Origin of the sequence: Pseudomonas sp. RC3H12, from assembly GCF_018596375.1 — a bacterium.
Classification (GTDB): domain Bacteria; phylum Pseudomonadota; class Gammaproteobacteria; order Pseudomonadales; family Pseudomonadaceae; genus Aquipseudomonas.
Map to the genome: position 1 here is coordinate 4,474,655 of NZ_CP075595.1, position 14,740 is coordinate 4,489,394.

A 14,740-nucleotide genomic window follows, 5' to 3' on the forward strand; every position below is an offset into this window, starting at 1 on the left:
CGGCGGGGCGAAAAATGCTTATAATGGCCAGCGTTTTTCCTGCCCGCCGGCCCTGTGCGCAATCCACTCTCAACCTGGACACCCAAAAGCCTTGATACGCCTGCTGAAGTTCTTCTGGTGGTCTCTCGTCGCCGTCATCTGCGCGCTCGTACTCGGTGTGAGCGGTGCGTTTCTGTATCTTAGTCCCAGCCTGCCCTCGGTCGACGCGCTCAGAAGCGTCCAGTTGCAAATCCCCCTGAGGGTCTACAGCAGCGACGGCAAGCTGATCGCCGAGTTCGGCGAGATGCGGCGCTCGCCGATCAAGTTCCAGGAAATTCCCCCACAGTTCATCCAGGCGCTTCTGTCCGCTGAGGACGACAATTTCCTCAACCACTATGGCGTCGACCCTAGCAGCCTGATGCGCGCGGCCTCGCAGCTGGTCAAGTCCGGGCATATCCAGAGCGGCGGCAGCACCATCACCATGCAGGTGGCGAAGAACTTCTTCCTCACCAGCGAGCGCAGCTTCTCGCGCAAGACCAACGAGATTCTCCTGGCCCTGCAGATCGAGCGGGAATTGACCAAGGACGAAATTCTCGAGCTGTACGTCAACAAGATCTACCTGGGCAACCGTGCCTACGGCATCGACGCCGCGGCACAGGTGTACTACGGCAAGTCGATTCGCGACGTCAGCCTGGCGCAGATGGCCATGATCGCCGGCCTGCCCAAGGCTCCTTCGCGCTTCAACCCGCTGGCCAACCCGGTACGCGCCAAGGAGCGCCGCGACTGGATCCTCGGGCGCATGTACAAACTCGGCAAGATCGACGAAGCCAGCTACCAGGCCGCCCTGGCTGAACCGCTGAATGCCAGCTACCACGTACCGACCCCGGAAGTGAATGCGCCGTACGTCGCCGAGATGGCCCGCGCCGAGATGGTCGGTCGCTACGGCAGCGACGCCTATACCGAAGGCTTCCGGGTCACCACCACGGTGCCGAGCGACATGCAGCAGATGGCCAACAGCGCGGTCCTCAACGGCCTCAGCGAGTACGACGAACGCCACGGCTACCGCGGCCCCGAGGCGCGCTTCCCTGGCAAGACGCGTGCGGCCTGGCTGCAGGAGCTGAGCAAGCAACGTACCCTGGGCGGCCTGGAGCCCGCCATCGTCACCCAGGTCGAGAAGACCGGGTTGAAGGTGATGACCCGTGGCGGCCTGGAGGAAAACGTCGCCTGGGACACCATGAAATGGGCCCGCCCTTACCTCAACAGCAACTCGCAGGGGCGCTCGCCGCAATCAGCAGCCGACGTGGCCCAGGTCGGCGACCTGGTGCGCCTGCAACGCCAGGAGGATGGCAAGCTCAAGTTCAGCCAGGTTCCTGCCGCCCAGAGCGCACTGGTCACCCTCGACCCTTACAACGGCGCCATCCGTGCCCTGGTCGGCGGTTTCTCCTTCGAGCAGAGCAACTACAACCGCGCCATGCAGGCCAAGCGCCAGCCAGGCTCGAGCTTCAAGCCTTTCGTCTATAGCGCAGCCCTGGACAACGGCTACACCGCCGCCAGCCTGGTCAACGATGCTCCCATCGTGTTCGTCGACGAGTACCTGGACAAGGTCTGGCGCCCGAAGAACGACACCAACACCTTCCTCGGCCCGATCCGCATGCGCGAAGCGCTGTACAAGTCGCGCAACCTCGTATCGATCCGCCTGTTGCAGGCGATGGGCGTTGATCGCACCATCGACTACATCGCCAAGTTCGGCTTCAACAAACAGGACCTGCCGCGCAACCTGTCACTGGCACTGGGCACCGCGACACTAACACCGATGGAGATCGCCACCGGCTGGAGCACCTTCGCCAACGGCGGCTACAAGATCAGCCCGTACCTGATCGAGCGTGTCGAGAGCCGCAACGGCGAAACCCTGTTCACCGCCAACCCGCCACGCGTGCCGCAAGGCGACCAGGACCAGGCCGGTCTGGCGGCGCCCGAGCAAGCCATCAGCGTAGCACCGATGCCGGGCGAAGCGCCGTCGGCCGCAGGTCAGGTCACCCCGCCCCCCCAAATGCCCCAGACGCCCGCCGTTGCCGAGCAGATCATCGACGGGCGCACCTCGTACATTCTCACCTCCATGCTGCAGGACGTGATCAAGCGTGGTACCGGCCGCCGCGCCCTGGCCCTCGGCCGCTCGGACCTGGCGGGCAAGACCGGCACCACCAACGAGTCCAAGGACGCCTGGTTCTCCGGCTACAACGCTGACTATGTCACTACCGTGTGGGTCGGCTTCGACCAGCCGGAAACCCTGGGGCGCCGCGAATACGGTGGCACCGTGGCCCTGCCGATCTGGATGAGCTTCATGGGCGCAGCGCTCAAGGGCATGCCCGAGCACCCGCCAGCCGAGCCCGAAGGCATCCTCAGCCTGCGCGTCGACCCGATCAGCGGCCGCGCCGCCACGCCGAGCACGCCGAACGCCTACTTCGAACTGTTCAAGGCCGAGGACTCGCCACCATCGGCGGACGAACTGGGCAACGGCGCAGCTCCGGGCAGCCCGCTGCCGGCAGATGAAGCAGCGCCGATGGATCTGTTCTGATCCATCGACCCTTCGCGGGGCAAGCCCGCCCACACGCACGAACGTAGGCAGGTGCTTGTGGGAACGGACAGGTCTCGCGATGTTTTCCGCGCCCAACAAAAAGCCCCGACTCTTGCGAGCCGGGGCTTTTTCATGACGCTAAGACTGGATCAGCCGTTGAACACGTCATCCACGCTCTTGAGCGGGTAGTGCTTCGGATACGGCAGGGTAGCCACACCCGACTCGATGGCGGCCTTGGCCACGGCATCGGAAACCACGGTGATCAGGCGAGCGTCCAGCGGCTTCGGAATGATGTACTCACGGCCGAACTCCAGGGCTTGCACGCCATAGGCTTCGCAGACTTCCTTCGGCACCGGCAGCTTGGCCAGGTCCTTCAGGGCGATGGCGGCAGCGATCTTCATCTCTTCGTTGATGCGCTTGGCGCGAACGTCCAGGGCACCACGGAAGATGAACGGGAAGCCCAGTACGTTGTTGACCTGGTTCGGATAGTCGGAACGACCGGTGGCCATGATCACGTCGCTGCGGGTGGCGTGAGCCAGCTCCGGGGCGATTTCCGGGTCCGGGTTCGAGCAGGCGAACACGATCGGGTTGGCGGCCATCGACTTCAGGCCTTCGGCGCTCAGCAGGTTCGGGCCGGACAAGCCGACGAACACGTCTGCGCCGTCCAGGGCGTCAGCCAGGGTGCGCTTGTCGGTGGCGTGGGCGAACTGGGCCTTGTACTGGTTCAGGTCGTCGCGGCCAGCGTGGATCACGCCGCTGCGGTCGATCATGAAGATGTTCTCGACCTTGGCACCCATGCTCACCAGCAGTTTCATGCAGGAGATGGCCGCGGCACCGGCGCCCAGGCAGACGATCTTGGCGTCTTCGAGCTTCTTGCCGGCGATTTCCAGGGCGTTGATCATGCCGGCCGCGGTAACGATCGCGGTGCCGTGCTGGTCATCGTGGAAGACCGGAATGTCGCACTGCTCGATCAGCGTGCGCTCGATCTCGAAGCACTCAGGTGCCTTGATGTCTTCCAGGTTGATGCCGCCGAAGGTGATGGAGATGCGGCGAACGGTGTCGATGAAGGCTTGCGGGCTCTCCGACTCGACTTCGATATCGAACACGTCGATACCGGCGAAACGCTTGAACAGAACACCCTTGCCTTCCATGACCGGCTTGGAGGCCAGCGGGCCGAGATCACCCAGACCGAGGATGGCGGTGCCATCGGAGATCACCGCAACCAGGTTGCCCTTGCCGGTGTACTTGTAGGCCAGCTCAGGATCACGGCCGATCTCGCGCACAGGCTCGGCGACACCCGGGCTGTAGGCCAGGGCGAGGTCACGGGCGGTGGCGGTTGGCTTGGAGAGCTCGACGCTCAGTTTCCCCGGACGAGGCTGAGCGTGGTATTCGAGAGCGGCGGTTTTCAGGTCTGACATGATGGGCATTCCGCTATTTACTGTTCTGACGGACCGCCGAGGATACGCAAAGAGCCGGGGGGCGACAAGACTGCCCGGTCACTATGTGTCAAGGCCTTTGGCCTACGACTTTACGCTATAACCCACGGGGCTTACGGGAGCCAGTGTGTACAATCCAATAGCAAAATGTCTACAACTATTTAGCCAAAAACAAGCGCCAACATGCTCGGATCGGTCAATGGCAACAGCCAGCGTCGCTGCCCAGGCTTGAGCCCGCCCTTGCGGGAACGATCCAGCACCCAGCCACGCGCCTCAACCTGGCGTCCCTTGAGGTTAGCGAAGAAGCTGGCGGGGAAGTGGCGCTGCAGACGAGCGGGAACCTGCAGGACCACGTTCTCGTCAAGCTCCAGCCAGATGCCGCTGCGATTACGCTCGATCCCGTTGATCCTGCCGCCGATCACTGCGAATCCGGATTGCCGCACCTCGCGCCCAGGCGTGACCGGTGATTGTCTCCACAGCCCTGCCCTGGCGTGGCGTGCCTGATGCTCGGCCTGCTGCTGGCAGCCCGACAGTTGCACGTTGGGTGCAATGGCCACCTGATAGCCCAGGCCCTCGCTGAGCAGTTGTGCTTCCAGATTGTTGCCAGTGCGGCCATAGATATGCGCCAGGATACGGCCGTACTTGTCCTTGGGTTCGACGCCCGGAACCAGCCCGACACGGCCATCGCTGGCCTTCACCAGCGCCTGCAGGCGCTTTTTGGCAGCCTCGGCATAAGGTTCGCTGGAGCGCCCCTTGCGGCCGATTTCGGGGGCATTGATACCGATCAACCGCACGCTGCGCCCATCGCTCAGGCGCAAGGTGTCGCCATCGACCACGTGACGTACCGCCACCGCTTGCACCTTGTCGGGCATCGGGCAGAAGGCCAGGGCCGGGAAATGCCAGATCGCGACCACAAAAAAGGCGCCCACAAGGGGCGCCTTCTTTTGCAACAGCGCGAACCCCGAAGGCTTCGCCATGTGCATGATTACTTCTTGGCACCGAACATGCCGAAGCGATCGGCGAACTTCTGTACGCGGCCGCCGGTGTCCAGGACTTTCTGCTTACCGGTGTAGAACGGGTGGCACAGGTTGCAAACGTCGATCGCCAGGACGCTGCCCATGGTCGAACGAGTTTCAAACTTGTTGCCGCAGCTGCAGGTGACTGCAACTACTTCGTAGTTCGGATGAATATCTGCTTTCATGGTCACTTCCTCGAGCTGCGTGCCGCCACCCAACACCTATTGTTGAATACCGCACGTAATTAGGCGGCGAATAATACCAGAGAGCGGCCGTAGCGCAAGTTGTCGCTTGCACCGACCGTCGTCTGCTAGGCTCGCCTGATTTGTGAAACGCCCTCCAGAGACCTTCCGCGTGTCCGACGTCATTCTGCGCCTTGCCCTGCCCTCGCCCCTGCGTCGCCTGTTCGACTACCGGGCGCCCGCGAGCATGGCGCGCCAGGCATTGACGCCCGGCATGCGCATCCGCGTGCCGTTCGGCCGCCGCGAGATGATCGGGGTGCTGGTAGAAGTCGCCGAGCACAGCGAAGTGCCTGCCGACAAGCTCAAGCCAGCCAGCGCCCTGCTCGACCCTGTCTCACCCCTGCCGCCGGCATTGTTCAAGCTGTGCCTGTGGACGGCCCAGTACTACCAGCACAGCCTGGGCGACACCCTCAACTGGGCCCTACCGACGCTGCTGCGCCAGGGCGAACCGGCCGAGGCACGCCAGGAACGCTTCTGGCATGTCGCGCCCGGTGCGCGCCTGGAAGACCCCCGCATCGCCCGTGCCCCGCGCCAGCGCGACGCCCTCAAGACCCTGTCGCAGCACCCCCACGGCGTGGCCCACAGCCTGTTGAGCAAGCTTGGCCTGAACAAAGACAGCCTCGACCTGCTGCTGGCCAAGGAGATGGTGGAAGTCGAAGTACGCCGCCACCTGCCGGCCGCGCGCCACGAGCACTGGCTGGCCCAACCGGAACTACCGCTCAACGAAGAACAGCGCGCTGCTTTCGAGGCTGTGCGCTCGGGCTTCGGTGCCTTCCATGCCTACCTGTTGGCCGGCGTCACCGGTAGCGGCAAGACCGAGGTCTACCTGCAGCTGATCCGCGAAACGCTCGAGGCCGGCAAGCAGGCCCTGATCCTGATCCCCGAGATCAATCTCGGCCCGCAGACCCTGCAACGCTTCGAGCAGCGCTTCAACGCGCGCATCGCCCTGCTGCATTCTGCGGTGGGCGATCGCGAGCGCCTGGACGCCTGGCTGGCGGCACGTGATGGCGATGCGGACATCATCATCGGCACCCGTTCGGCGCTGTTCACCCCGATGAAGAACCCAGGCCTGATCATCATCGACGAAGAGCACGACGGCTCCTATAAACAGCAGGAAGGCCTGCGCTACCACGCCCGCGACCTGGCCGTGGTGCGTGCGCACCAGGAGAACATCCCGATCCTGCTGGGCTCGGCCACACCGTCGCTGGAAAGCCTGCACAACGCCCACAGTGGCCGCTACGGCCTGCTGCGCATGAACCAGCGCGCCGGCGGCGCCAAGGCGCCCCGCTTCCTGCGCCTGGACGTACGCAGCCTGCCACTGGACAGCGGCATCAGCGGCCCGTTGCAGCAGGCCATCCGCCAGACACTCGAGGCCGGCCAGCAGGTGCTGGTGTTCCTCAACCGCCGCGGCTTCGCCCCCACATTGCTGTGCCACGACTGCGGCTGGCTCTCCGAATGCCCACGTTGCGATGCGCGCATGACCGTGCACCAGCGCTCCGCCGTGCTGCGCTGCCACCATTGCGGCTACGACGAGCGCCTGCCGCTGCAGTGCCCGCAATGCGCCCACGTCGACCTGCGTCCCGTGGGCGCCGGTACCGAGCGTGCCGAGGAGCGTCTGAAGGTGCTGTTCCCGGATTACCCGATCCTGCGTGTGGACCGCGACAGCACCTCGCGCAAGGACGCCATGCACAACCTGTTCGCCACTATCCAGCGTGGTCAGCCGAGCATCCTGGTCGGCACCCAGATGCTCGCCAAGGGGCATCATTTCCCTCGCGTCACCCTGGTCGCGATCCTCGATGCCGACGGCGGGCTGTTCTCCGGCGACTTTCGCGCCGGCGAACACATGGCCCAGCTGATCGTCCAGGTGGCCGGCAGGGCCGGGCGCGCCGAGGAACCGGGCAAAGTCATCGTGCAGACCCACCTGGCAGACCACCCGTTACTGGTGCAGTTGACCGAACAGGGCTACTTCGCCTTTGCCGAACAGGCCTTGAGCGAGCGCCGTGCGGCCGGACTGCCGCCGTTCGCCCACCTGGCACTGCTGCGCGCCGACGCGCACAAGCCGGGCCAGGCGGAAGGCTTCCTTGACGAAGCCTGCGCCGCTGCCGAGCGCATACTTGCCGAGCAGGGCCTGCACGGCATCGAGTTGCTCGGCCCGGTGCCGGCCCCCATGGAGCGACGGGCGGGCAGATTCCGTGCGCAACTATTGCTCCAAGCCAATGCCCGTGCCCCCCTGCATCGACTGATCAGTGCCTGGTTGCTAGTGTTGGAGCAGATGCCATCGGGGCGGCAAGTGCGCTGGTCGCTGGACGTCGATCCGGTCGACCTTTACTGACTGTTTGAGGTTTGGCATAGGAGCGGGCTCGCCCCAAAAGGTTGGCAACCCGCCCCCGGCAACGGATAATGCCCAGTTTTTCCACCTGCGCATCGAAGCGCTCCACCGCGCTTGCGGTCGAAAAGAGAACCCCATGAAAGACACCATTCGCCAGCTGATCCAGCAAGCCCTCACCCAACTCGTCGCCGACGGTGTGCTGCCTGAAGGGCTGACGCCGGCGATCCAGGTGGAAAACGCCCGGGACAAGACCCACGGTGATTTCGCCAGCAACATCGCCATGATGCTGGCCAAGCCGGCCGGAATGAAGCCCCGCGACCTGGCCGAGAAGATCATCGCCGCCCTGCCGGCCAGCGCCGATATCACTAAAGTCGAGATCGCCGGCCCCGGCTTCCTCAATTTCTTCCAGAACACCGAAGCGCTGGCAGGCCGCCTCGACGCTGCCCTGGCCGATGGCCATCTGGGCGTGCGCAAGGCCGGCCCGGCGGAAAAGGTGGTGATCGACATGTCGGCACCGAACCTGGCGAAGGAGATGCACGTCGGCCACCTGCGTTCGACCATCATCGGCGACAGCGTTGCACGGGTACTGGAGTTCCTCGGTGACGACGTCATCCGCCAGAACCACGTGGGTGACTGGGGTACCCAGTTCGGCATGCTCATGGCCTACCTCCAGGAAAACCCGATCACCAGTGACGAGCTGTCGGATCTGGAGAACTTCTACCGTGCGGCGAAGAAACGCTTCGACGAGTCCGAAGAGTTCGCCACCCGCGCCCGCGGGCTGGTGGTCAAGCTGCAGGCCGGTGATCCCGAGTGCCTGGCGCTGTGGACGCGCTTCAAGGACATCTCCCTGTCGCACTGCCAGAAGACCTACGAATTGCTCAACGTCAAGCTGACCATGGCCGACGTGATGGGTGAGAGCGCCTACAACGACGACCTGGCCAACGTGGTCGCCGACCTCAAGGCCAAGGGTCTGCTGGTCGAGGACCAGGGTGCCCAGTGCGTGTTCCTCGAGGAATTCAAGAACGCCGAGGGCGAGCCATTGCCGGTGATCGTGCAGAAGGCCGATGGCGGCTATCTGTACGCCACCACCGACCTGGCCGCCGTGCGTTACCGCAGCAACAAGCTGCAGGCCGACCGCGCCCTGTACTTCGTCGACCAGCGCCAGGCCCTGCACTTCAACCAGGTGTTCGAAGTGGCCCGCCGCGCAGGTTTTGTCGGCCACCCGATGAAGATGGAACACATGGGCTTCGGCACCATGAACGGCGCCGATGGCCGCCCGTTCAAGACCCGCGATGGCGGTACCGTCAAGCTGATCGACCTGCTCACCGAGGCCAAGGACCGCGCCTATGCCCTGGTCAAGGAGAAGAACCCGTCGCTGGCCGAGGACGAGCTGCGCCACATCGGTGAAGTGGTCGGCATCGGCGCAGTCAAGTACGCCGACCTGTCCAAACATCGCACCAGCGACTACAGCTTCAACTTCGAACTGATGTTGAACTTCGAGGGCAACACTGCGCCGTACCTGCTGTACGCCTACACCCGCGTGGCCGGCGTGTTCCGCAAGCTCGGCAAAGGCTTCGACGAAGTCGAGGGCAGCATCGTCCTGCAGGCGGCGCACGAGCAGGACCTGGCCGCGCGCCTGGCGCAGTTCGGCGAGATCCTCAATAACGTCGCTGAAAAAGGCACGCCTCACGTGCTGTGCACCTACCTGTACGACCTCGCCGGCCTGTTCTCCAGCTTCTACGAGAACTGCCCGATCCTTTCCGCCGAAACCGCCGAACAACAGCAAAGCCGCCTGCGCCTGGCTGCCCTGACCGGTCGCACCCTCAAACAGGGCCTGGAGCTGCTTGGCCTGGAAACCCTGGAGCGCATGTAAGTTGGCTGCAAAGAAAAAGCCCGCGCCCAAGCGCGGCGCCAGCCGCCACCAGCCACCCGCCAAGCAACCGATCCCCGGCTGGGTGTGGCTGGCGGTCGGCCTGACCGTGGGGGCGTTCATCGTCTTCCTGATGAAACTCGAGCCCGGTGGCGCTGATATCAAGCGCACCAAGCCCGAGCAACATAAGCAGGAGAAGGTCGCCGAAGCGAGCAAGACCACCACACCGACGCCCCAGCAACCAGTGAAGCCGAAGTATGACTTCTACACCCTGCTGCCGGAGTCGGAAGTGATCGTGCCGCCCGAGGCCGTGCCGGAGAAAACCCCGCCGGTGCCGGCGCAACCGCCCGTGCCAAGCACGCCGGTCACCCCTGCGGAAGCGGCGAAGATCGACACCGCCCGCGCCCAGGCCGCCCTGCTGGGCCAGACACCGCCACCGGCACCACCGGTGATCAAGCCAGCGGCCACGACCCAGTTCTTCCTGCAGGCCGGATCGTTCCGCAAGCAGGCCGATGCCGACAAGGTCCGTGCGCAGATCATCCTGCTTGGCCAGGCGGTCAAGGTTGAGTCGGGCACGGTGAAGGAAGAGACCTGGTACCGCGTGATGGTCGGCCCGTTCAGCAACCGCGAACAGTTGACCGTGGCGCAGAAACAACTGGCCGGGGCAGGTTTCAGCAACCTGCTGCTGCAACAGCGGCGTCAGTAACGAAAAAGGCCTTGCCGCTCAGCGACAAGGCCTTTTTTCATACCCGTCGACGCTCAGCGTTAACCTGGGAAATCTGGCTATTGAGCGTCCAGAAGTCATACAGCACGCCCAACAGGAACAACCCGCCGGTGAACAGGTAGATCAGCGCGCTGATCCACTTGCCCTGATACAGCCGATGCACGCCGAAGATGCCGAGGAAGGTCAGGAGTATCCACGCCAAGTTGTAGTCCACGCCGCCCGACTCGAAACGCATGTCGGCCTCACGGTCCATCGACGGGATCAGGAACAGGTCGATCAGCCAGCCGATGCCCAGCAGGCCTAGGGTGAAGAACCAGAGGGTTCCGGTGATCGGCTTGCCGTAGTAGAAGCGGTGCGAGCCGGTGAAGCCGAAGATCCACAGCAGGTAGCCGAGAACTTTGCTATGGGTGTCGTGCGAGGGGGCACCCTGTTGATAACCATTCATTCGAAGCCCTCGTGGGATAGCCGAAAATTTTCTAAGGAAAAATGTGACTTTTTCGTTTTGACCCGACATATGGTACGTGCTTGAGCGACCAACGGATCAGAATCTGATCAAAAAGCTGTTATAAAGTTGCGCGCCAACACTTATAAGAGCTTCATCTATGCCACCTTTTATCAAGACATGGCTGACCCTCTGCCTTTTGTTACCCCTGGCCGCCCACGCCACCAACCGTGAGCAACGACTTCCCAGCGGATTCACCGGCTATACGACCAACGCCGATGCCACGGTGAAACGCACCCCGATCCAGTATCGCAGCAGTTCCGTGCGCGCTCGCCCGGCCAACGCCGCCAAGCAGCAACACGCTGTGGGCATGCAGGCCGTGGCCATGTCACCCAAACAGAGCAGCGAAGTGCTCAGCCGCGCCGTGAACGTACTGGGTACGCCCTATCGCTGGGGCGGCAGCAGCCCGAAGAAGGGCTTCGATTGCAGCGGCCTGGTCAAGTACGCGTTCAACGATGTGGCCGATGTCGACCTGCCGCGCACCTCCAACGCGATGGCTCAGGGCCAGGGCGTCAAGGTGGCCAAGAGCGATCTCAAGCCGGGCGACCTGATCTTCTTCAACATCAAGAGTCGCCGGGTCAATCACGTAGCCATCTACCTGGGCAACGATCGCTTCATCCACGCGCCACGCACTGGCAAGCGGGTGAGTATCGACAGCCTGGAAAAACCCTATTGGCAAAAGCACTACGTGGTCGCCAAGCGCGTCCTGCCCAAAAACCAGCAGACGCTGGCCCTGGCCAAGCGCTAGACCGTCAATCGCGGACTTGCTCCGCGATTGCCCCCAGCAGGCAGCAGTGCTAATCAACCAGCCCTTTCTGCCTGAGCGCCTGCATCGCCCCTTCCATCGTCCGCATTCCCAGCGCCGCACCCGCCTGCATCACCGACTGCAGCTGTGCCATGCGCCCCTCGCGAATCAGGTTGCGCACCGCCGGCGTCGCCATCAGCACCTCCCGTGCCGCGACCCTGCCGCCGCCCACCCGCCTGACCAGCACCTGAGCCACCACCAGGCGCAGTGATTCGGCCAGCATCATGCGCACCAGCGGCTTCTCGTCGGCCGCGAACACCTCCACCAGCCGGTCGATGCTGCTCACCGCCGAGCGGGTGTGCACCGTTGCCAGCACCAGGTGCCCGGTTTCTGCCGCGCGCAACGCCAGACGGATACTCTCCAGATCACGCAACTCACCCACCATGATCACATCCGGGTCCTGGCGCAGGGCACTGCGCAGCCCTTGGGCGAAGTCACGGCTGTGCACGCCGATCTCCCGCTGGTTGACCAGGCAAGCCTGGCCGCTGTGGATAAATTCGATAGGGTCTTCAAGGGTGATGACCTGTAACGCGCGTTCGCGATTGATCTGATCGAGCAGCGCCGCCAGAGTGCTGGACTTGCCGCTACCCGTCGGCCCGCCCACCAGCACCAGGCCATCCCGGCATTGCGCAACGACTTGATACACATCGTTCAGCTCAAGTTCATCGAGGCTGGGAACCCGCGCCGGGATCAGCCGCACGCTTGCGCCCAGCCCATTGCGCTGGCGGAACAGGTTCAAGCGCAGCCGCCCCACGCCGGGCAAGCTCAGCGCCAGGTCCAGTTCATCACCGCTTAGCCATTGCTGCCGCTGCCGGTCATCGAGCAGGCCGGCCATTCCCTGCTCCAGCGCTGCGCAGGTCAGCACCGGCACCGCCAGGCGCTGCAGCTCGCCATCCAGGCGCAGCAACGGCGGCTCGCCCACGGCCAGGTGCAGATCGCTGGCGCCCGCGGCCACGGCCCGGCCCAGCAGGTCGGTCACATCCATGAGACTCCCCAACGGCGATCAAGCAGGTAGAATGCCGCAGACCCCAAAGCCGTCGGCGACGAACCATGTCCACCCTAGCAGACAATATTTCCGTCATTGCCCGCCGCATCGACAGCGCGGCCCGGGCCGCCGGGCGTGACCCGGCCAGCGTGCAGCTGCTGGCGGTGAGCAAGACCAAGCCCGCCAGCGCCATCCGCGAGGCTCATGCCGCTGGCCTGTGCCACATGGGTGAGAACTACCTTCAGGAAGCCCTGACAAAACAACAGGCGCTTTCCGACCTGCCCTTGATCTGGCACTTCATCGGCCCCATTCAGTCGAACAAGACCAAGGCCATCGCCGAGCACTTCGACTGGGTACATTCCGTGGATCGCCTGAAGATTGCCCAACGCCTCTCGGAGCAGCGCCCCGCCGAGCTGCCACCGCTGAACATCTGCCTGCAGGTGAATGTCAGCGGCGAGGCCAGCAAGTCCGGTTGCTCGCCCGCCGAACTGCCAGCCCTGGCCCAGGCCGTGAACGTCCTGCCCGGCCTTCGCCTGCGCGGGTTGATGGCGATCCCGGAACCTACCGAGGACCGCGCCGAGCAAGAGGCCGCTTTCGCCACGCTGCGTGAACTGCAGGCCCAGCTCGGCCTCGGCCTGGACACCCTGTCCATGGGCATGAGCCATGACCTGGAAGCCGCCATCGCCCAAGGCGCGACCTGGGTCCGCATCGGTACCGCCTTGTTCGGCGCCCGCGACTACGGCCAGGCCTGATTCCATGCTTAACTCACTCTTCCCCCACAAGGACCCGACATGAGCAAGACTCGTATTGCCTTTATCGGCGCCGGCAACATGGCCGCCAGCCTGATCGGCGGCCTGCGCGCCCAGGGCCTGGACACCGCACTGATTCGCGCCAGCGACCCAGGTGCCGAAACCCGCGCACGCATCACTGCCGAGCACGGCATCGAAGCCTTTGAAGACAACGCCAAGGCTATCGATGGCGTGGACGTGATCGTCCTGGCAGTCAAACCGCAAGTCATGAAAGCGGTCTGCGAAACACTGAAGCCGAACCTGAAACCGGGCCAGCTGGTGGTTTCCATTGCCGCTGGCATCACCTGCGCCAGCCTTCAGGCCTGGCTGGGCGCGATCCCCCTGGTGCGCTGCATGCCGAACACCCCGGCGCTGCTGCGCCAAGGCGTCAGCGGCTTGTACGCAACCTGGGAAGTTTCCATGGAGCAACGCCGCCAGGCCGAACAACTGCTATCAGCCGTGGGCACCGCCCTGTGGCTTGATGAAGAACGGCAGCTGGACGCCGTGACCGCAGTTTCCGGCAGCGGCCCGGCGTACTTCTTCCTGCTGATCGAAGCCATGACCGCTGCCGGCGAAAAACTCGGCCTGCCGCGCGAGACCGCCTCGCAACTGACCCTGCAAACCGCCCTGGGCGCCGCCCGCATGGCGGTCTCCAGCGACGTCGACGCCGCCGAGCTGCGTCGCCGCGTGACCTCGCCGGCCGGCACCACGGAAGCGGCGATCAAATCGTTCCAGGCCAACGGCTTCGAGGCCATCGTCGAAAAGGCCCTGCAGGCCGCGGCGAAGCGCTCGGCCGAGCTGGCCGAGAAACTGGGCAAATAAGGAGCCTTTGATGAATGCACTGTCCGGCGCCGCGATCTTCGTGGTGCAAACCCTGGTCAGCCTGTACCTGGTGATCGTCCTGCTGCGCTTCGTGCTGCAACTGGTCAAGGCCGACTTCTACAATCCGCTGAGCCAGTTCGCCGTGCGCGCCACCCAGCCATTGCTCAAGCCGCTGCGCCGCGTGGTCCCCAGCATCGCGGGCCTGGATACCTCCTCGCTGCTGCTGTCGATCATCATCCAGGCGCTGTTGATGGCCTTCGTGCTGATGGTCACCTACGGTACCTTCGGCGACGTCCTGCACCTGCTGATGTGGTCGATCCTGGGCATCACCTCGCTGTTCCTGAAGATCTTCTGGGTGGCGATGATCGTCATGGTGATCGTCTCCTGGGTCGCGCCGAACAGCCATAACCCGGCTGCAGAACTGGCCTACCAGATCAGCGAACCGGTACTGGCGCCGTTCCGCCGCCTGGTGCCAAACCTCGGCGGCATGGACATCTCGCCGATCTTCGCCTTCATCGCCATCCAAGTGATCCAGTCGTTCCTCATGCCCCAGCTGGCAGCTTACGCCGGCATGCCGCAAGAGCTGTGGCGGATGATCTGACCGACCCTGCATCCAGCGGCAAGCCTTTGCTTGCCGCTGGGGGTAGCGCTCTTTAGACTTACGCCT

13 protein-coding genes are annotated in these 14,740 nt (G+C 64.1%); 8 read left to right on the plus strand and 5 right to left on the minus strand.

The window, feature by feature from the left end:
* Positions 1 to 94: 94 nt before the first annotated feature.
* A complete protein-coding gene (locus KHO27_RS20375) occupies positions 95 to 2,554 on the plus strand; it encodes a penicillin-binding protein 1A (protein ID WP_371926787.1) in 2,460 nt (819 codons plus the stop codon).
* Positions 2,555 to 2,703: 149 nt separating this feature from the next.
* On the opposite strand, the gene KHO27_RS20380 is transcribed toward KHO27_RS20375, so the two are convergent.
* From KHO27_RS20380 to rpmE, 3 genes are all read right to left on the minus strand, one after another.
* Positions 2,704 to 3,972 (minus strand): malic enzyme-like NAD(P)-binding protein, encoded by a 1,269-nt coding sequence (locus tag KHO27_RS20380; protein WP_046853841.1) that lies wholly within the window; start codon positions 3,970 to 3,972, stop codon positions 2,704 to 2,706.
* A gap of 179 nt (positions 3,973 to 4,151) precedes the next feature.
* On the minus strand, positions 4,152 to 4,973 hold the full coding sequence (locus KHO27_RS20385) for a thermonuclease family protein (RefSeq protein ID WP_214500695.1): 822 nt from the start codon (positions 4,971 to 4,973) through the stop codon (positions 4,152 to 4,154).
* 2 nt (positions 4,974 to 4,975) lie between these two features.
* Positions 4,976 to 5,191, minus strand: coding sequence for a 50S ribosomal protein L31 (rpmE, locus tag KHO27_RS20390; protein ID WP_031315083.1), 216 nt, complete (start codon positions 5,189 to 5,191; stop codon positions 4,976 to 4,978).
* 169 nt (positions 5,192 to 5,360) lie between these two features.
* On the opposite strand from rpmE, the gene KHO27_RS20395 reads away from it, so the two are divergent.
* From KHO27_RS20395 to KHO27_RS20405, 3 genes are all read left to right on the plus strand, one after another.
* Positions 5,361 to 7,580 carry a primosomal protein N' gene (locus tag KHO27_RS20395; RefSeq protein WP_111532006.1) on the plus strand — a complete coding sequence of 740 codons (2,220 nt, stop codon included), beginning with the start codon at positions 5,361 to 5,363 and terminating at the stop codon, positions 7,578 to 7,580.
* Positions 7,581 to 7,713: 133 nt separating this feature from the next.
* Positions 7,714 to 9,450, plus strand: a complete 1,737-nt coding sequence (argS, locus tag KHO27_RS20400) for an arginine--tRNA ligase (RefSeq protein WP_110697363.1) — start codon at positions 7,714 to 7,716, stop codon at positions 9,448 to 9,450.
* A 1-nt stretch (position 9,451) separates the two neighbouring features.
* Positions 9,452 to 10,153: an SPOR domain-containing protein gene (locus KHO27_RS20405; protein WP_102681779.1), complete on the plus strand. Its 702-nt coding sequence runs from the start codon at positions 9,452 to 9,454 to the stop codon at positions 10,151 to 10,153.
* 37 nt (positions 10,154 to 10,190) lie between these two features.
* On the opposite strand, the gene KHO27_RS20410 is transcribed toward KHO27_RS20405, so the two are convergent.
* Positions 10,191 to 10,616 (minus strand): NINE protein, encoded by a 426-nt coding sequence (locus tag KHO27_RS20410; protein ID WP_102681780.1) that lies wholly within the window; start codon positions 10,614 to 10,616, stop codon positions 10,191 to 10,193.
* A gap of 157 nt (positions 10,617 to 10,773) precedes the next feature.
* Here KHO27_RS20410 and KHO27_RS20415 point away from each other — a divergent pair, with 157 nt between their 5' ends.
* A complete protein-coding gene (locus KHO27_RS20415; RefSeq protein WP_110697361.1) occupies positions 10,774 to 11,421 on the plus strand; it encodes a C40 family peptidase in 648 nt (215 codons plus the stop codon).
* 49 nt (positions 11,422 to 11,470) lie between these two features.
* On the opposite strand, the gene KHO27_RS20420 is transcribed toward KHO27_RS20415, so the two are convergent.
* Entirely contained in the window at positions 11,471 to 12,463 is a 993-nt protein-coding gene (locus KHO27_RS20420; RefSeq protein WP_110697359.1) for a type IV pilus twitching motility protein PilT, read from the minus strand.
* Between the two features lie 65 nt (positions 12,464 to 12,528).
* Here KHO27_RS20420 and KHO27_RS20425 point away from each other — a divergent pair, with 65 nt between their 5' ends.
* Genes KHO27_RS20425 through KHO27_RS20435 form a run of 3 tightly spaced genes read left to right on the plus strand, consistent with a single transcriptional unit; the run spans position 12,529 to position 14,674 of the window.
* Complete coding sequence (locus KHO27_RS20425) at positions 12,529 to 13,215, plus strand: YggS family pyridoxal phosphate-dependent enzyme (protein WP_110697357.1); 687 nt, start codon at positions 12,529 to 12,531, stop codon at positions 13,213 to 13,215.
* 39 nt (positions 13,216 to 13,254) lie between these two features.
* Positions 13,255 to 14,073 (plus strand): pyrroline-5-carboxylate reductase, encoded by an 819-nt coding sequence (gene proC / locus KHO27_RS20430; protein ID WP_110697355.1) that lies wholly within the window; start codon positions 13,255 to 13,257, stop codon positions 14,071 to 14,073.
* Positions 14,074 to 14,083: 10 nt separating this feature from the next.
* Entirely contained in the window at positions 14,084 to 14,674 is a 591-nt protein-coding gene (locus tag KHO27_RS20435) for a YggT family protein (RefSeq protein ID WP_023630880.1), read from the plus strand.
* Positions 14,675 to 14,740 lie beyond the last annotated feature (66 nt).